Source organism: Streptomyces sichuanensis (assembly GCF_020328095.1).
Taxonomy (GTDB): Bacteria; Actinomycetota; Actinomycetes; order Streptomycetales; family Streptomycetaceae; genus Streptomyces; species Streptomyces cinnamoneus.
Window position 1 is genome coordinate 48,552 of sequence record NZ_JAIXMK010000046.1, and the last position, 17,498, is coordinate 66,049.

The following is a 17,498-nucleotide window of genomic DNA, read 5'->3' on the forward strand; positions in this document are numbered from 1 at the left end:
ATTACAGCAGGCTCTCCTTGACGGCCGCACGGCGGCGGAGGGGCTGGCAGGCGGCGTAGCGGCCGCCCGGGTACTCGTGGTCCATGTTCCGCAGGAACTGGTCGAGCCAGTCGGTGTCCAGCCCGCGGGCCCACTCCAGGGGCCCGCGGGGGTAGTTCACGCCTGCGCGCATGGCGGTGTCGATGTCCTCGCGGCTCGCCACGCCCCGGCCCGCGGCGTCCTCGGCGAAGTCGACGAGCAGGGCGACCGTCCGGGCGACGATCATGCCGGGGGCGTCCCCGATGACGCTGACCTTCTTGCCGAGGGCCTGGAACAGGCCGATGGCCGCCTCGACGTCCTCCTCGGGCGCGGTCGCCGAGGGGGCGAGGGCGACGCGGGTGCAGGTGCGGTAGTCCAGGGCCAGGTCGAAGTCGATGCGCGGCCCCAGGTAGGCGGCGTTGGTGGGCCCCTGGCCGTCGGCCAGGGCCAGCCGGGTGCCGCCCGGCAGGACGAGGCAGCCGTCGAAGACGTCCTCGCCGCCCTCCCGGGTGACCTTGATGCCCGCCTCCTCGATCATCCGCGGCAGGACGGCGGCGGGCCCGGACAGCCGCAGGCTGTGTCCGATCGCCGCGGGCGCCCGGCAGGGCGCGGCCGTGTGCGGCTCGGGCCGCTCGGCGCCCTCGCCGTGGGCGTACCAGCCGCGGCCCGTCTTGCGGCCGAGCAGCCCGGCCTCCACGAGCCGCTGCTGGGCGAGCGACGGCGTGAACTTCGGGGCGTGGAAGAACGCCTCGTACACCGAACGGGTGACGGCGTTGTTCACATCCTGGCCGATGAGGTCGGTGAGCTCGAACGGCCCCATCGCGAAGCCGCCGCTCTCCCGCAGGACGGCGTCGATGGTGGCGGGGTCGGCGACCTGCTCCTCGTGGAGCCGGAACGCCTCGGCGTAGAAGGGCCGGGCGATGCGGTTGACGATGAAGCCCGGGGTGTCGGCGCAGCTCACGGGCGTCTTGCCCCAGGCGGCCACGGTGGCCCGGGACCGTTCGGCGGCCGCCTCGTCCGTGGCGTGGCCGCGGACCACCTCCACGAGCGGCAGCAGGGGGGCGGGGTTGAAGAAGTGCAGGCCGACGAAGCGCTCGGGCCGCCGCAGGGCGCCCGCGACGGCGGTCACGGACAGCGAGGAGGTGTTGGTGGCGAGCAGGCAGTCGTCGGCGACGACCGATTCCAGCTCGCCGAACAGCTTCTGCTTGGCGTCGAGTTGTTCCAGAATCGCCTCGATGACGAGCGCGGAGTCGGCGAGTTCGGTCAGCTGTGCGGCAGGACGCAGGCGGGCGAGTGCCGCGTCCCGGTCGGCCGCGTCGAGCCTGCCCTTGTCCACGAGCCGGCCGAGGCGGCCGATGATCGCCCGGGCCGCCTCCGTCGCACGGCCGGGGGCGGCGTCGTACAGCCGCACGGGGTGCCCCGCGGCCAGGGCGACCTGGGCGATTCCCTGTCCCATGGTGCCCGTGCCGACGACGGCGACGGTGCGGGACGGGTCGATTGGGGTCATGTCTGTGATCCTCCCCGATGAGTTGTCCACAGCTTTGCCGGGCCCCCTTGTCCCGACCGATCGTTCGGTTACTGTATCCATCGGGGGTCGTTCCGGTCCCCCGAACGCAGTCGCACGATCCTGTCGCCCCCAGTCGCCCCAGTCGCACTGTCAGAGCCCCGCTCGACGAGGAGTTGGTCAGACGTGACCGCCGGACTCACCACCGCCCAGTTGATCGAGAAGCACCTGCCCACGCTCGACCAGGCCCTGGACGCCATCCGTTCCCGCGCCTACTGGTCGCCGTACCCCGAGCACCCCAAGGCGTACGGAGCCGACGGTCAGGGCGTGCCCGGCAGCCTGGGCGCCGCCGAGGGCCAGGCCGCCTTCGACGCGCTGCTCGGCCGGCGCTTCGAGCTGGACCAGCCGGGTACGGACGGCTGGTCGGCCACGGAGTCCTCGCCCTACGGCCTGGAGCTCGGCGTGGAGTATCCGCACGCCGACATCGATGTCCTGCTGCCGGCCCTGCGCGCGGCCATGCCCGCGTGGCGCGAGGCCGGGCCGAAGGCCCGGGCCGCGGTCTGTCTGGAGATCCTCGCGCGCATCAACGCCCGGACGCACGAGATCGCCCACACGGTCATGCACACCAGCGGCCAGGCGTTCATGATGGCGTTCCAGGCCGGCGGGCCGCACGCACAGGACCGCGGCCTGGAGGCCGTGGCGTACGCCTACGCCGCCCAGACGGCCGTGCCGGGCGACGCGCAGTGGGTCAAGCCGCAGGGCAAGCGCGATCCCCTGGAGCTGAAGAAGGAGTTCACGGCCGTGCCGCGCGGCGTGTCGCTGCTCATCGGCTGCAACACCTTCCCCACGTGGAACGGCTACCCGGGCCTGTTCGCCTCGCTCGCCACGGGCAACGCCGTGCTGGTCAAGCCGCACCCGCGCGCGGTGCTGCCGCTCGCGCTGAGCGTGCGCATCGCCCGCGAGGTGCTGGCCGAGGCCGGCTTCTCCCCCGACCTCGTCGCCCTGGCCGCCGAGCGCGACGGCGAGGGCATCGCCAAGGCCCTGGCGGTGCGCCCGGAGGTCCGCATCATCGACTACACCGGCTCCACCGCCTTCGGCGACTGGCTGGAGACGAACGCCCGCCAGGCCCAGGTCTTCACGGAGAAGGCCGGCGTCAACACGGTCGTCGTCGACTCGACCGACGACTACAAGGGCATGCTCTCCAACCTGGCCTTCTCCCTGTCCCTGTACAGCGGCCAGATGTGCACCACCCCGCAGAACCTGCTGATCCCCCGCGAGGGCATCGGCACCGACGCCGGGCACAAGTCGTACGACGAGGTCGTCACCGACCTGGCCACCGCCGTGGAGAAGCTGCTCGGCGACGACGCCCGGGCCAACGCCCTGCTCGGCGCCATCGTCAACGACCAGGTCGGTGCCCGCATCGACGCGGCCGCCCAGCTGGGCGAGGTGGCCCTCGCCTCCCGGTCCGTGGCAAACCCCGACTTCCCCGGGGCCACGGTCCGCACGCCCGTCATCGTCAAGCTCGACGGCGCCAAGCCGGACGCCGAAGCGGCCTACTTCTCGGAGTGCTTCGGCCCGGTGGCCTTCGCGGTGGCCGTCGACTCCGCCGCCGACGCCGTGGAGCTGCTGCGCCGCACGGTCCGCGAGAAGGGGGCGATGACGGTCGGCGCGTACACCACGTCGCCGGACGTCGAGCGGCTGATCGAGGAGGCGTGCCTGGAGGAGTGCGCCCAGCTCTCCCTCAACCTGACCGGCGGGGTGTACGTCAACCAGACGGCCGCGTTCTCCGACTTCCACGGCACGGGCGGCAACCCCGCCGCCAATGCCGCTCTGTGCGACGGGGCGTTCGTCGCGAGCCGGTTCCGCACGGTCGAGGTGCGCCGCCCGGCCTGACCCCGTCGTCAGGCAGGTGCCGGCCCGCCCCAGTGGAAGAGCGTCATGGCGACGCTGGTGGCGAGGTTGTAGCTGGACACCTGGGGCCGCATGGGCAGGGCGACCAGCCGGGTCGCCCTCGCCCGCAGCTCCGGAGAGATGCCGTGCCGCTCGGAGCCGAAGGCGATCAGCGCGTCGTCGGGTACGGCCAGGGACCTGATGTCCTCCCCCTCCGGGTCCAGGACGTACAGCGGCCCGGGCGGCAGCTCCTCCAGCGGCAGCCGCTCGACGGCCGTGGCGTAGTGGAGACCTGCTCCGGACCGTACGGCGTTGGGGTGCCACGGATCGAGGTCGCCAGTGGTGACCACCCCCGTGGCCCCGAAGCCGGCGGCGAGACGGATCACGGCGCCGACGTTGCCCAGGTTGCGGGGGTTGTCCAGGACGACCACGGGCGACGTACGGGGCAGCTGCGCCATGGTGTCGAGGTTGGCCTGCCGGTCGCGGCGTGCGGCGAGCGCGGCCACGCCGGTGGGGTGGACCCTGGGCACGAGCTCGCGCAGCACCTGGGCGGGCACCTCCACCAGCAGCTCGTCCAGCACGTCCGTCAGGTCGTCCGCCAGCCCTGCCGCCAGCGCCAGCGCGGCCGCCTTGTCACTGGTGACGGCCGGCCCGACGTGCGCCCCGAAGCGCAGGGCGTGCTTGAGTGCGTGAAAGCCGTCGAGCAGCACGGCGCCGGGTGCCGCGGCACCCCATGCGCGCAGCACGGCGGTGCCGGCATCGTCCTGGGTCATTGCCCCAGCCTACGGTCCCTGTTCCGCAGCCTACGGTCCCTGCTCACGCACCAGGCCGGGCTGCTTGGCGCCGGCGGACCGGGGCACGGGAAGGAGCTCCGGCCCGGGGAGGGAGCGGGGCCGCGGAAGGGTGCGCGCGGCCCACGCCCCCAGTCGTCGCAGGAAGGAGGTCGGCAGGAATATGGCGTCGGCCACGACCATCGCCAGCGAGAAGAACGGCAGGCCCATCAGGACGGCGATCCCCACGTGCTCGGCCATCATCACCACCAGCAGCACGTTCTTCGCCCGCCGGTTCATCAGCGTGAACGGGAAGGCGACCTGCGCCGCCACCGTCCCGTAGCTGAGCAGCATCACGACCGTCCCGCTCACCGCCAGGGCGTGCGACAGGCCGGGCCAGGGCGAGAAGTAGTCGATGTGCAGGGGGTAGTAGAGCGCGGTGCCGTCCTGCCAGCGCGAGCCCTGGATCTTGTACCAGCCGGCCGTCGCGTAGATCAGGCAGACCTCCACCATGATCACCAGAAGGGTGGCGTTGTGCACGAGGTGGGCCAGCACGTCCAGCACCGCCCGGGGCTCGCCGGGGGCGTGGCGCCGCGCCGCCCACCACAGTCCCTGGACCAGCCACAGCCCCCACAGGGCAGCCGCCCAGCCCAGACCGGGCAGCGGTCCGTGGCTGGTCCACGCCAGCCCGGCGACGCCCAGCCCCTGGGCGACGCCCAGCGCGAGCCCGCACACCGTCCACAGCACGATGCCCGGCACGTCCGGACGGCCGGGGCCGTCCGCGTCCCGGCGCGCGGCGCGCCGGGCGTCCAGGGACCAGACCTGCCCGCAGCGGGTGAGCACGGTGTAGAGCGCCATCAGGTGGATGACGTTGTCGCCGCCGTCCCCGATGAAGACGCTGCGGTTCTGCAGCGCCAGCACGCCGAGCATGGAGAGCACGGACATGGTCCTGGTGCGCCACCCGAGCATCAGGAGGGCGCTGGAGACCATGGCCAGCACGTAGACGGCCTCGAACCACACCGGGCTGTCGGACCACATCAGCGGCGTGAAGGCGTGGTTGTCGCCGGTCAGCTGCTCGGCCATCCCCCAGCTCCAGGGGGCGTCGGGTCCGTAGAGCTCGCGGCGGTGGGGCCACTCGCGCAGCAGGAAGCACAGCCAGACGAAGGAGAGGCCGATGCGGATGACGGCCGTCTGGTAGGGGCCCAGGGAGGAGCCGGTGATGCGGGCGAGTCCGCGGGTGAGCGAGGCCGTCATCGGGTCGTCACCTCGGCGCGGTCGGCGGTGGTGACGGGCCACCAGTCGAGCATGCGGTAGACGGGTTTGGTGTCCACCTTCTCGTCGCTCCACGGGGGCGGGGCGATGGCCGTGGTCATGGAGCGCACCTGTATCCGGTCGACCGGCTGGCCGTTCTGCGCGGCACCCAGCCGGGAGTAGACCAGGCGGCGCACGTACTGCTCGGAGAGGCGGCCGCGCAGGCCGGCGGGCTGCTCACGGGCGTCGTGCGTGCTGGTGTAGAAGTCCCAGGCGCGGCGGAGTTCGTTCTGCCGCGTGTGGCTGGGGAAGGGGTTGTGGATTATGCCGGCGCCGTCCCGGGCCGACAGGTCCGTCCAGGGGGTGACGGTCGTCCGGCCGTCGGCGCCGCGCAGTTCGGCGCGGGCCTGGACGGCGACGTTCTGCTGGAGGGGGTTGGGCGCGAAGAACTTCCAGTTCTGTTCGAACTCCGGGTAGACGTAGTCGTCGATCGCCGCAGCGTGCTGCTTGCTGATGGTGTTCGACGGTGCGACGTGCAGGAACACCATCGTCAGATGGATCGCGGCGGCCAGTCCCACCAACGCGACGCCGCCCGCAACGACGATGCGGGACGGCACGGACAGGCCCTCCAGCCCGGGGTCCTGCCCGGCGTCGCCGCCGGCGTGTTCACGCCCGTCCCTCTCCATGACCCGCCCCGTTCCGCGTCCTGCTCCGATGTGCCGTGCGCCGCCGGGTGGGCCCGGCGTGCACCCGAACGGTACCGACGACGCCTCACGAGGCACAGCGGCCCGGGGTTATCCACAGGCTTGACAGTGCCTGGACCTCGATCCACCATTGAACCGAACGATCGGTCGGTAGGGAGATTTCCGCAGAAGCGAGCGAGGGGGCACGGCATGACGACGACTGCGCCGGAGGCTGGGCGGCTGGAGGCGGTGTTCGACGCCGCCGTGGCCGCCGACGAGCGCATCGAGCCGCGCGACTGGATGCCCGATGCCTACCGCGCCACGCTGGTCCGGCAGATAGCCCAGCACGCCCACTCCGAGATCATCGGCATGCAGCCCGAGGCCAACTGGATCACCCGGGCGCCGTCCCTGCGGCGCAAGGCGATCCTCATGGCCAAGGTGCAGGACGAGGCGGGCCACGGCCTGTACCTCTACAGCGCCGCGGAGACCCTCGGCACCAGCCGCGACGAGCTCCTCGACAAGCTGCACTCGGGCCGCCAGCGGTACTCCTCGATCTTCAACTACCCCACCCTCACCTGGGCGGACGTCGGCGCGATCGGCTGGCTCGTGGACGGCGCGGCCATCACCAACCAGGTCCCGCTGTGCCGCTGCTCCTACGGCCCGTACGCCCGCGCCATGGTCCGCATCTGCAAGGAGGAGTCCTTCCACCAGCGCCAGGGCTACGAGCTCCTGCTGGCCCTGAGCCGGGGCACCGAGGCCCAGCACGCGATGGCCCAGGACGCGGTGAACCGCTGGTGGTGGCCGTCGCTGATGATGTTCGGCCCGCCGGACGACGAGTCGTCGCACTCCGCCCAGTCCATGGCCTGGAAGATCAAGCGGCACTCCAACGACGAGCTGCGCCAGCGCTTCGTCGACATCTGCGTCCCCCAGGCCGCATCGCTCGGCCTGACGCTCCCCGACCCCGACCTGCGGTGGAACGAGGAGCGCGGCCACCACGACTTCGGCCCCATCGACTGGGACGAGTTCCACGAAGTGCTCCGGGGCAACGGCCCCTGCAACGACCAGCGGATCAGCCGGCGCCGCCAGGCGCACGAGGAAGGCGCCTGGGTGCGCGAGGCAGCCGCCGCATACGCGGCCAAGCACGGGGAGGCGAAGGCATGACCAGCACGGAATGGCCGCTGTGGGAGGTGTTCGTGCGCAGCAGGCGGGGGCTGTCCCACACCCACGCCGGCAGCCTCCACGCCCCGGACGCGGAGATGGCCCTGCGCAACGCACGCGACCTCTACACCCGGCGCTCCGAGGGCGTCTCGATCTGGGTGGTGCCCTCCACGGCCGTCACCGCCTCCTCGCCCGACGAGAAGGACCCCTTCTTCGAGCCCGCCGCCGACAAGCCCTACCGCCACCCGACCTTCTACGACATCCCCGAGGGGGTGCGGCACCTGTGAGCCCCGCCCGTACGACCCCCGCACCCCTCGGCACGGCCGCCGCGCTGGCGCTGGGCGACGACGCCCTGGTGCTCTCCCACCGGCTGGGGGAGTGGGCCGGGAACGCGCCCGTGCTGGAGGAGGACGTCGCCCTCGCCAACATCGCCCTCGACCTGCTCGGCCAGGCCCGCACCCTGCTCTCCCTCGTCGGCGACGAGGACGAACTCGCCTACCTCCGGGAGGAGCGGGCCTTCCGCAACGTCCAGCTCGTCGAGCAGCCCAACGGCGACTTCGCCCACACCATCGCCCGCCAGCTGTACTTCTCCGTCTACCAGCAGTTGCTGTACGGCCGGCTGGCCGCCGAGGACGGGCCGCTGGCGCCGCTGGCGGCGAAGGCCGTCAAGGAAGTCGCCTACCACCGCGACCACGCGGAGCACTGGACGCTGCGCCTCGGCGACGGCACCCCCGAGAGCCACGAGCGCATGCAGCGCGCCCTGGACGCCCTGTGGCGGTACACGGGCGAGCTCTTCGAGCCGGTGGACGGGCTGCCCGTCGACTGGACGGCGCTGCACGACGGCTGGCTCACCGCGGTGACCGGCGTCGTCGAGCAGGCCACGCTGACCCTGCCCGGCGGCCCGCAGAGCGGCGCCTGGACGGCGGGTGCCGGCCGACAGGGCATCCACACCGAGCCGTTCGGCCGGATGCTCGCGGAGATGCAGCATCTGCACCGCAGCCACCCGGGGGCGTCGTGGTGAGCGCGCCCACTCCGCTGGAGGAGGAGCTCCGCGCACTGGCCGGGTCCGTCCCCGACCCCGAGCTGCCCGTGCTGACCCTGGCCGAGCTGGGCGTGCTGCGCGCCCTGCACGTCACCGGCGCCGGCCGGGTGGAGGTGGAGCTCACCCCCACCTACACCGGCTGCCCGGCCGTGGAGACGATGTCGGCGGACATCGAGCGGGTGCTGCGCGAGCGCGGCGTGCCCGAGGTCGAGGTGCGCACGGTCCTCTCCCCCGCCTGGTCCACGGACGACATCACCGCCGAAGGACGGCGCAAGCTGGAGGAGTTCGGGATAGCGCCCCCGCGCCCCACGGGTCCCGCGGGTCCGGTGGCGGTCGGCCTGGGCATCCGCTGCCCCCACTGCGGATCCACCGAGACCACGCTGCTGAGCCGCTTCTCGTCCACCGCCTGCAAGGCCCTGCGCCGCTGCGAGGCATGCCGCGAACCGTTCGACCACTTCAAGGAGCTGTAGATGGCAGCGGCCCGCCATGGTGCCTTCCACCGGCTGCGCGTGACGGCCGTCGAGCCGCTCACGGACGACTCGGTCGCCGTCACCCTGGCCGTGCCCCCGGAGCTGCGCGCGAGCTTCCGCCACGCGCCCGGCCAGCACCTCGCCCTGCGCCGGACCGTCGACGGTGCCGAGATACGCCGGACGTACTCCCTCTGCGGGCAGGCGCCGGGCCCGGACGGGCCGCGGACGCTGCGGGTGGCGGTGCGGCTGGTGGACGGCGGCGTGTTCTCCACCTACGCCCTCAAGGAGCTGGTCGCGGGAGACACCGTGGAGGTGATGGCCCCGGCCGGGCGGTTCGTGCTGGAGCCCCGCCCCGGGCACTTCGCCGCCATCGTCGGCGGCAGCGGCATCACGCCCGTCCTGTCGATCGTCTCGACCCTGCTGGCGCGCGAGAGCGCCGCCCGGTTCTGCCTCATACGCAGCGACCGCACCACGGCGTCGACGATGTTCCTGGACGAGGTCGCCGAGCTCAAGGACCGCTACCCCGACCGGCTCCAGCTCGTCCAGACGCTCTCCCGCGAGGAGCAGCAGGCGGGGCCCGCCTCCGGGCGGCTGGACGAGGAGCGGCTGACGCGGCTGCTGCCCGCGCTGCTGCCGGTGGAATCCGTCGACGGCTGGTTCCTGTGCGGGCCCTACGGGCTGGTGCAGGGTGCTGAGCGGGCGTTGCACGGTCTCGGGGTGGCCCGGGACCGGATCCACCAGGAGCTCTTCCACGTGGAGGAGGCGTCGCCGGGGGAGGAGGCCGCCACCTCCGGGCCTCCGGCACCCGAGCACAGCACGGTGACCGCCCAGCTGGACGGGCGCGGCGGCAGCTGGCCGGTGCGGGAGGGGGAGACGCTGCTGGAGACGGTGCTGCGCAACCGCGCCGACGCCCCCTACGCCTGCAAGGGCGGGGTGTGCGGGACGTGCCGGGCCTACCTGGTCTCGGGCGAGGTGCGGATGGACCGCAACTTCGCGCTGGAGCAGGAGGAGCTGGACGCCGGTTACGTCCTGGCCTGCCAGTCGCACCCGGTCACGGAGAAGGTGGAGCTGGACTTCGACCGCTGAGGTTCCCCCTTGCCGCCCCCTGCCCTATCGTGACGGCCCGTCAGAAACAGACGCCTGCCGGCTGTCGAAGGGCCGGACTGTCGAAGGCCGGCTGTCGAAGGCCGGACTGTCGAAGGGCTGGAGCGTCGAAGGGCTGGAGGACGGCAGTGGACTTCACCTTCACCGAGGAACAGCAGGCCGTGGCCGAGGCGGCCGCCGCCGTGCTCGCCGGGGTCGCCCCCGACGGCGTGCCCAGCCCGGCCCTGGTGCCGGGCGCGGTCGCCGAGGACATCGACCGCGCGCTGTGGCGGCGGCTGGCCGACGCCGACCTGCTGAGCCTGCCCCTCCCGGCCGAGCAGGGCGGGGCGGGCCTGGGGCCGATCGCCCTGTGCCTGCTGCTGCGCGAGGCCGGGCAGGTCCTGGCCCGGGTGCCCCTGTTGGAAACGGGCGCGGCCGCCCTGACCCTGCGCACGTACGGCGGCCCGGCGGCGCAGCAGCTGTTGCCGGCGATCGGGCGCGGCGAGCTCGTCGTCACCGTGGCCGCCAGCGGCCGCACCGGTCACGACGCGGCCGAACGGGCCGTCGCCGCCCGCCCGGAGCGCGACCACTGGGTGCTCGACGGCGTGCAGACGGCCGTCCCCTGGGCCCGGAGCGCCGACCGTGTGCTGCTGCCCGCCCGCACCGCCGCGGGCCGCACCGTCCTCGTCCTGCTCGCCCCCGGCCGGCCCGGCGTCGTCCTCGCCGACCAGGTCTCCACCAGCGGTGAGCCCTATGCCGAGCTGAGCCTGGACTCCGTGCGCGTCGACCGCGCCGACGTCCTCACCGCGGACGGCGCCTGGCCGTGGCTGCGTTCCCTGCTGATCTGCGGCACATGCGCCCTCGCGCTCGGCGTGGGCCTCGCCGCGGCCCGCATGACCAGCGCGTACACGAGCACCCGGGAGCAGTTCGGCTTCCCCCTCGCCACGTTCCAGGCGGTCGCCGTCCAGGCCGCCGACCGCTACATCGACCTGCAGGCGATGGAGGCCACGCTCTGGCAGGCCGCCTGGCGCATCGAGTCCGGCGCGGACGGGCCGCTGCCGGCCGCCGCGGACCTCGCCGTCGCCAAGATCTGGGCCGCCGAGGGAGTGCGCCGCGTCGTCCAGACCGCACAGCACCTGCACGGCGGCTTCGGTGCGGACACGGAGTACGCCCTGCACCGCTACCACGCCTGGGCCAAGCAGCTGGAGCTCTCCCTGGGCCCGGCCGCCGCCCACGAGGAGGCCCTGGGCGACCTCCTGGCCGCCCACCCCCTCGCCTGAGACGGCGGCCCGTACCGGGCGCCGGATCAGCGCGCGAGCGTCAGATCACCGCGCCGGGGCCACCGTCGGCGCCCACGACCGGACGGCCCGAGGCCGCCCAGAACTGCATGCCGCCGTCGACGTTCACCGCGTCCATGCCCTGCTGCACCAGGTACGCCGTGACCTGTGCCGAACGGCCGCCGGACCGGCAGATGACATGGATGCGGCCGCCGTCGGGGGCCTTCTCCGTCAGCTCGCCGAAACGCGCCACGAAGTCGCTCATCGGAATGTGCAGCGCGCCCTCGGCGTGCCCGGCCCGCCACTCGTCGTCCTCACGGACGTCCAGCAGGAAATCGTCGGGCGAGAGGACGTCGACACCGACCGTGGGCACACCGGAACCAAAATGCATGCCTCCGACGCTACCCGACCAGCGAGGCCAGATGAGCCTCCCGCTCGGCGATCTGCCCCAGCAGCCCGTCGGCGATCTCCGCCAGCAACCCGTCCGGGTCCTCCGGCGCCATCTTGATCATCGCGCCGATCGCGGACGCCTCCAGCTCGGCGGCCACCGCCGCGAGCATTTCCTTCCGCTCGGCCAGCCACTCCAGCCGCTCGTACAGCTCCTCGCCGCGGCTCGCCCGGCGCTGGGCGGGCAGCGGTCCCGCCGCCCACTCCGCGGCCAGCTCCCCCAGCAGCGCCTCGTCGCCGTCGGCGTACGCGGCGTTCACGCGCACGATGAAGGTCTCCCGCCGCTGCCGGTCGGCCTCGTCCGCCGCGAGGTCGGGGTGCGCCTTGCGCACCAGCTCGCGGTAGGCGCGCCGGGCCTCGTCGCTGGGCCGCACCCGCCTCGGCGGCCGCACCGGCCGTTCGGTGAGCATCGCCGTCGCCTCGGGGGAGAGCCCCTCGCTGTCCATCCAGCCGCCGAACAGCTCCTCCACCTGGGGCATCGGCTGCACCAGCGCGCGCGCCTCGCGCGCCCGCCGCAGGTCCTCGGCGTCCCCGGAGCGGGCCGCGACCGCCTCCGCGATCAGCGCGTCCAGCTCGTCGAGGCGGGCGTACATGGGCCCCAGCCGCTGGTGGTGCAGCCGGGAGAAGTTCTCGACCTCCACCCGGAAGGTCTCGACCGCGATCTCGAACTCGATCAACGCCTGTTCCGCTGCCCGCACCGCCTGCGCGAGCCGCTCGGCGGCGGCGTCCTCGGCCCGGCTCTCTTCGGCTTCCGGATTCGTCACCCGCCCAGGGTACGAGGTGGCCGCCGGCACCCGGCGCCGGTTCCCCCCACGCACCCCCGCACCACCGGGCACGCCCGTCCCCGCGCGCGCCGGCCCGTCCTGCACGCCCGCGCTACACGCCCGTCTCCGCCGCCAGCCGCCCGCTCCGCACCGCGGCGAGGAGCTCGGCGTGATCCGCCTCGGTACGGTCGGCGTAGGCCACCGCGAAGGCCGCGACGGCCTCGTCCAGCTCCTCGCCCTTGCCGCAGTAGCCGGCTATCAGCAGCGGATCGGCGCTGTGCGCGTGTGCCCGCGCCAGCAGCGCGCCCGTCATGCGCCCGTAGTCGTCGATCTCGTCGGGGGCCAGCGCCGCCGGGTCCACGCTCCCCTTGCGGTTGCGGAACTGCCGCACCTGGTACGGCCGGCCCTCGACCGTCGTCCAGCCCAGCAGCACGTCGCTGACGACCTGCATCGACTTCTGCCCGAGCACCACGCGCCGCCCCTCGTGCCCGGGTGCCGGCGCGGCGAAGCCCGCCTTCTCGGCGTACGGCAGCAGGACGGAGGGCCGCGCCTCCTTCACCTGCAGCACCAGCGCCTCGCCCCGGTGGTCGAGCAGCAGCACCACGTACGAGCGCAGGCCGACACTGCCCGTGCCCACCACGCGGAACGCCACGTCCTGTATCGCGTACCGGGCCAGCAGCGGCAGCAGCTCCTCCGGGAGCGTGGTCCGGTACGTGCCCAGCGCCGCGGCCACCGCCGCCGCCTCCCGCTCCGGCAGCCGGCGCAGCACCGGGGGCGCGTCCACGAACCGCCGGCCGCCCGTGCCGTCCTTCTCGGTCGCCCGGGCCGCGAAGCGCGCGCTGGTGTTCCGCCGGGCCTTCTCCCCGACCCGCTCCAGCGTGCCCACCAGTTGATGGGCGTCCGCGTGCGAGACGAGCTCCTCGTCGGCGATGGCGTTCCAGGCCGCCGTCACGGGCATGCGGGCCAGCAGCCGCATCGTGTGGCGGTAGGCGCCCACCGCGTCCCGCGCCGCCGCCCGGCAGACGAGCTCGTCCGCCCCGGCCTCCCGGCCGGCCAGCACCAGGGAGGCGGCCAGCCGCTTGACGTCCCACTCCCACGGCCCGTGCAGGGTCTCGTCGAAGTCGTTCAGATCGATGATGAGTTCGCCGCGGGCGTCGCCGTACAGCCCGAAGTTGGCGGCGTGGGCGTCCCCGCACAGCTGGGCGCCGACGCCGGTGACGGGCGAGTCGGCCAGGTCGTAACCCATCAGCCCGGCCGAGCCGCGCAGGAAGGCGAAGGGGGAGGCGGCCATGCGGCCCACCCGGATCGGCGTCAGCTCCGGCAGCCGGCCGGCGTTCGCCGCCTCGACGGACTCCACGGCGCCGGGCCGCCCGGCGCCGGGCTTCCAGTCGGCGTGCGCGGAGCGGCGCACCGCCTCGCGCAGCGCCTTCCCGGCCGCCTTGCCGGGCCGGCGGCCCTCCCAGGCCACCGGCGGCCGGGCGAATCCGGGTACGTACGGCAGTCGCGGCATGACAGCGCCCCTCCCCTTTTCCCGGAGCCCGGTTTCCCGGTTCTTCCGGCCTCTGCGACCCGCGGGCGTCAACTGCCCACGACGGTACCGGCCGGACGTCGGGCGGGAAGGGGCGTACGGAAGTCGCACCGGCGTGCGGGGGTGCGTCATCTCACAGTGCCGGGGAAAAACAAAGCTCCCCAGGTCCGAAGACCTGGGGAGCGATGGTGCGCGAGGGGGGAGTTGAACCCCCACGCCCTTTCGGGCACTGGAACCTGAATCCAGCGCGTCTGCCTATTCCGCCACCCGCGCATGGGTGTGTCTTCTGCTTTTGGACCGTTCCCCCGGCTTTTCCGCCCGGTTCTTGTCCGTCCGCCTTCCGACATGCAGAACATTAGCACGCTCCGGAGGGTGGCTTCACACTCATGGCCCCCGGCCCGTCCTCCGGGGGGCCGCGGGGAGGGCTCCGGTTGCGGGACACTGGCGTCAGGCCGCCTCTACGATCCCCCGTAGGCGACCGCGCGAAGGCGACACTCGTCACTCCTGGCGCCGAAGGGGAACCAGCTGTTTTCCCGACGCGTGGATACGATCAGTAAGCAGTATCAGGAACGACACTGAGCATCAGAGACGTCACTGAGGGAAGGAGGTGCCCCGTGGGAGTACTGAAGCGCTTCGAGCAGCGTCTCGAAGGTCTCGTGAACGGCACCTTCGCCAAGGTGTTCAAGTCCGAGGTGCAGCCGGTCGAGATCGCGGGCGCACTCCAGCGGGAGTGCGACAACAACGCGACCATCTGGAACCGTGACCGCACCGTCGTCCCGAACGACTTCATCGTCGAGCTCAGCGCGCCGGACTTCGAGCGCCTGAGCCCGTACTCCGGCCAGCTCGGCGACGAGCTGTCCGGCATGGTCCGCGACTACGCCAAGCAGCAGCGGTACACCTTCATGGGGACCATCAAGGTCCACCTGGAGAAGGCCGACGACCTCGACACCGGTCTGTACCGGGTGCGCAGCCGCACCCTCGCCTCCAGCGAGTCGCAGGACCCGCACGGCCGGCCGGCGGCCGGACCGCGCACCTCGGGCAGCGCCCCGACCAGCGGAGCCGGCTACCCGCCGCAGCCCGCCGGCGCGCCGCCCATGCCCAGCACCCCGCCGCCCGGCGCCCGCCCGCAGCCGCGCTCCGGCGGCCCGGGTCCCGGCGCCGTGCCGGGGGCACAGACGCGCCGCTGGATCGAGATCAACGGCACCCGTCACCAGATCTCGCGGCCCACCCTGGTGCTGGGCCGCAGCACGGAAGCGGACGTACGCATCGACGACCCCGGCGTCTCGCGCCGGCACTGTGAAATCCGGGTCGGCACCCCCGCGACGATCCAGGACCTGGGGTCGACGAACGGCATCGTGGTGGACGGACAGCACACCACGCGCGCTACGCTCCGCGACGGCTCACGCATCGTCGTGGGCAGCACCACCATCGTTTATCGGCAAGCCGAAGGGTGAAGCGGGGGCAATGTCAGAGCTGACCCTCACGGTCATGCGGTTGGGTTTCCTCGCCGTACTGTGGCTGTTCGTCATCGTGGCCGTCCAGGTCATTCGCAGCGATCTCTTCGGCACCCGCGTGACGCAGCGCGGCTCCCGCCGCGGGGCCGGCGCTGCCGGACAGGCACAGCGCGCGCAGCAGCAGACCGCACCGCCGCAGCAGCGCCAGCAGCAGTCCGGCGGCCGCCGGGCCGACCGCGGCCGCCGCGGCGCACCCACCAAGCTGGTGGTCTCGGAGGGCACCCTCACCGGCACCACCGTGGCCCTGCAGGGCCAGACCATCTCCCTCGGCCGCGCCCACGACTCGACGATCGTGCTGGACGACGACTACGCCTCCAGCAGGCATGCCAGGATCTACCCCGACCGCGACGGCCAGTGGATCGTCGAGGACCTCGGGTCGACCAACGGCACCTATCTCGACCGGACCCGGCTGACCACTCCGACCCCGATCCCGCTCGGCGCGCCGATCCGCATCGGCAAGACCGTCATCGAGCTGCGGAAGTAGTAGGACCATGACGACCGGAGGGTGGGCAGCGTGGCTGGGAAGGGGCTGTACCCGGAGCCGACGGGCGAGGTGCGCATGAGTCTGTCTCTGCGCTTCGCCGCCGGATCGCACAAGGGCATGATCCGGGAGGGCAACGAGGACTCCGGTTACGCCGGCCCCCGGCTGCTCGCCATCGCCGACGGCATGGGCGGCCAGGCCGCGGGCGAGGTCGCCTCCTCCGAGGTGATCTCCACCCTCGTCACGCTCGACGACGACGTCCCGGGCTCGGACATCCTCACCTCGCTCGGCAGTGCCGTGCAGCGTGCCAACGAGCAGCTGCGCGTCATGGTCGAGGAGGACCCGCAGCTGGAGGGCATGGGCACCACCCTCACCGCCCTGCTGTGGACGGGTCAGCGCCTGGGCCTGGTGCACGTCGGCGACTCGCGCGCGTACCTGCTGCGCGACGGCGTCCTCACCCAGATCACGCAGGACCACACCTGGGTGCAGCGCCTGGTCGACGAGGGGCGCATCACCGAGGAGGAGGCCACCACCCACCCGCAGCGCTCCCTGCTGATGCGCGCGCTGGGCAGCGGCGACCACGTGGAGCCGGACCTCTCCATCCGCGAGGTGCGCGCCGGTGACCGCTACCTGATCTGCTCCGACGGACTCTCCGGCGTCGTCAGCCACCAGACGATGGAGGAGACGCTCGCCAGCTACCAGGGCCCGCACGAGACGATCCAGGAGCTCATCCAGCTCGCCCTGCGCGGCGGCGGCCCCGACAACATCACCTGCATCGTCGCCGACGTCCTCGACGTCGACGGCGGTGACACCCTGGCCGGCCAGCTCAACGACACGCCCGTGATCGTCGGCGCGGTCGCCGAGAACCAGATGCAGCTCGGCGACAACGGCGCCATGCAGACCCCGGCCGGCCGCGCCGCCGAGCACGCCCGCGCCAACCGGCCCGTGCCGCCGCAGGACGGCCCGCACGGCGCCTTCGGTCCGCCGGGCAGCGGCGACCCGGGCATGGGCACGCCGGAGGGCTTCGGTCCGTTCACGGACGAGGACTTCGTCAAGCCGCAGCGCAAGGGCAAGTGGCTCAAGCGGTCGCTGATCATCGCCCTGGCGCTCGGCGTCATCGGCGGCGGCCTGTACGGCGGCTACCAGTGGACGCAGACGCAGTACTACGTGGGCACCAAGGACAACGACCACGTGGCCGTCTACCAGGGCATCAACCAGGACCTGGCATGGGTGAGCCTGAGCAAGCTCTATCAGGACCACCCCGAGATCGAACTCAAGTACCTCCCGTTCGACCAGCGCAGCCGCGTCGTGGACACGATCGCGGTCGGCAGCCGCGACCAGGCCCTGCAGAAGGCCAAGGAGCTGGGCACGCTCGCCGGCGCCTGCAAGAAGGCGGACGAGCGGCGCAAGGCCGAGCAGCAGCAGCGCGAGAGCGAGAAGCAGAACGCGGACCGGACCGGCGGCGCGACCAAGGACCCCGCGAAGGACGCGGCCGACGCCCGCAGCCGCGCCCAGGCCACGCCGACCCCGTCCCCCGGCCCCACCCTCACCGAGGAAGAGCAGAAGTTGGTCCCGCAGTGCAGCAGCGCTCAGCAGTGAAGCCGTAAGGGGCCATCAA

Annotated in this window: 17 protein-coding genes and 1 tRNA gene; 10 read left to right on the forward strand and 8 right to left on the reverse strand. The window is 73.0% G+C overall.

The window, feature by feature from the left end:
* Position 1 precedes the first annotated feature (1 nt).
* On the reverse strand, positions 2-1,525 hold the full coding sequence (locus LE181_RS15520; RefSeq protein WP_225661866.1) for a 3-hydroxyacyl-CoA dehydrogenase: 1,524 nt from the start codon (positions 1,523-1,525) through the stop codon (positions 2-4).
* 183 nt (positions 1,526-1,708) lie between these two features.
* Here LE181_RS15520 and paaN point away from each other — a divergent pair, with 183 nt between their 5' ends.
* A complete protein-coding gene (gene paaN / locus LE181_RS15525) occupies positions 1,709-3,415 on the forward strand; it encodes a phenylacetic acid degradation protein PaaN (RefSeq protein WP_225661867.1) in 1,707 nt (568 codons plus the stop codon).
* An 8-nt stretch (positions 3,416-3,423) separates the two neighbouring features.
* Here the strand turns inward: paaN and LE181_RS15530 are convergent, their stop codons facing one another.
* From LE181_RS15530 to LE181_RS15540, 3 genes are read right to left on the reverse strand one after another with little or no spacing between them, the layout of a single operon-like run.
* Positions 3,424-4,185, reverse strand: coding sequence for a TrmH family RNA methyltransferase (locus tag LE181_RS15530; protein ID WP_225661868.1), 762 nt, complete (start codon positions 4,183-4,185; stop codon positions 3,424-3,426).
* Positions 4,186-4,215: 30 nt separating this feature from the next.
* Complete coding sequence (locus LE181_RS15535; protein WP_225661869.1) at positions 4,216-5,436, reverse strand: HTTM domain-containing protein; 1,221 nt, start codon at positions 5,434-5,436, stop codon at positions 4,216-4,218.
* On the reverse strand, positions 5,433-6,119 hold the full coding sequence (locus LE181_RS15540; RefSeq protein ID WP_225661870.1) for a DUF5819 family protein: 687 nt from the start codon (positions 6,117-6,119) through the stop codon (positions 5,433-5,435). The genes LE181_RS15535 and LE181_RS15540 overlap by 4 nt, the downstream gene beginning before the upstream one ends.
* A gap of 207 nt (positions 6,120-6,326) precedes the next feature.
* On the opposite strand from LE181_RS15540, the gene paaA reads away from it, so the two are divergent.
* The 6 genes from paaA (at position 6,327) to LE181_RS15570 (ending at position 11,149) form a co-directional block, all read left to right on the forward strand.
* Positions 6,327-7,277, forward strand: a complete 951-nt coding sequence (paaA, locus tag LE181_RS15545; protein ID WP_225661871.1) for a 1,2-phenylacetyl-CoA epoxidase subunit PaaA — start codon at positions 6,327-6,329, stop codon at positions 7,275-7,277.
* Positions 7,274-7,561: a 1,2-phenylacetyl-CoA epoxidase subunit PaaB gene (gene paaB / locus LE181_RS15550; protein WP_190108205.1), complete on the forward strand. Its 288-nt coding sequence runs from the start codon at positions 7,274-7,276 to the stop codon at positions 7,559-7,561. Before paaA ends, paaB begins: the two co-directional genes overlap by 4 nt.
* The gene (gene paaC, locus LE181_RS15555) at positions 7,558-8,295 is read left to right on the forward strand and encodes a 1,2-phenylacetyl-CoA epoxidase subunit PaaC (RefSeq protein WP_225661872.1); all 738 of its coding nucleotides are present in this window, start codon (positions 7,558-7,560) and stop codon (positions 8,293-8,295) included. The genes paaB and paaC overlap by 4 nt, the downstream gene beginning before the upstream one ends.
* A complete protein-coding gene (paaD, locus tag LE181_RS15560) occupies positions 8,289-8,786 on the forward strand; it encodes a 1,2-phenylacetyl-CoA epoxidase subunit PaaD (RefSeq protein WP_225661873.1) in 498 nt (165 codons plus the stop codon). Before paaC ends, paaD begins: the two co-directional genes overlap by 7 nt.
* The gene (locus LE181_RS15565; protein WP_225661874.1) at positions 8,787-9,872 is read left to right on the forward strand and encodes a 2Fe-2S iron-sulfur cluster-binding protein; all 1,086 of its coding nucleotides are present in this window, start codon (positions 8,787-8,789) and stop codon (positions 9,870-9,872) included.
* Positions 9,873-10,018: 146 nt separating this feature from the next.
* On the forward strand, positions 10,019-11,149 hold the full coding sequence (locus LE181_RS15570) for an acyl-CoA dehydrogenase family protein (RefSeq protein ID WP_225661875.1): 1,131 nt from the start codon (positions 10,019-10,021) through the stop codon (positions 11,147-11,149).
* 40 nt (positions 11,150-11,189) lie between these two features.
* On the opposite strand, the gene LE181_RS15575 is transcribed toward LE181_RS15570, so the two are convergent.
* From LE181_RS15575 to LE181_RS15590, 4 genes are all read right to left on the reverse strand, one after another.
* Positions 11,190-11,537, reverse strand: coding sequence for a rhodanese-like domain-containing protein (locus LE181_RS15575; protein WP_225661876.1), 348 nt, complete (start codon positions 11,535-11,537; stop codon positions 11,190-11,192).
* A gap of 10 nt (positions 11,538-11,547) precedes the next feature.
* Positions 11,548-12,357, reverse strand: a complete 810-nt coding sequence (locus LE181_RS15580) for a J domain-containing protein (RefSeq protein WP_225661877.1) — start codon at positions 12,355-12,357, stop codon at positions 11,548-11,550.
* Positions 12,358-12,469: 112 nt separating this feature from the next.
* Positions 12,470-13,867 (reverse strand): DUF2252 domain-containing protein, encoded by a 1,398-nt coding sequence (locus tag LE181_RS15585; RefSeq protein WP_225661878.1) that lies wholly within the window; start codon positions 13,865-13,867, stop codon positions 12,470-12,472.
* A 204-nt stretch (positions 13,868-14,071) separates the two neighbouring features.
* Positions 14,072-14,158: transfer RNA gene (locus tag LE181_RS15590), tRNA-Leu, on the reverse strand.
* A 341-nt stretch (positions 14,159-14,499) separates the two neighbouring features.
* On the opposite strand from LE181_RS15590, the gene LE181_RS15595 reads away from it, so the two are divergent.
* The 3 genes from LE181_RS15595 to LE181_RS15605 all read left to right on the forward strand — a co-directional run bounded on the left by LE181_RS15595 (position 14,500) and on the right by LE181_RS15605 (position 17,479).
* The gene (locus tag LE181_RS15595; protein ID WP_225661879.1) at positions 14,500-15,339 is read left to right on the forward strand and encodes an FHA domain-containing protein; all 840 of its coding nucleotides are present in this window, start codon (positions 14,500-14,502) and stop codon (positions 15,337-15,339) included.
* 10 nt (positions 15,340-15,349) lie between these two features.
* The gene (locus LE181_RS15600) at positions 15,350-15,883 is read left to right on the forward strand and encodes an FHA domain-containing protein FhaB/FipA (RefSeq protein ID WP_225661880.1); all 534 of its coding nucleotides are present in this window, start codon (positions 15,350-15,352) and stop codon (positions 15,881-15,883) included.
* 75 nt (positions 15,884-15,958) lie between these two features.
* Positions 15,959-17,479, forward strand: a complete 1,521-nt coding sequence (locus LE181_RS15605; protein ID WP_225661881.1) for a PP2C family protein-serine/threonine phosphatase — start codon at positions 15,959-15,961, stop codon at positions 17,477-17,479.
* Positions 17,480-17,498 lie beyond the last annotated feature (19 nt).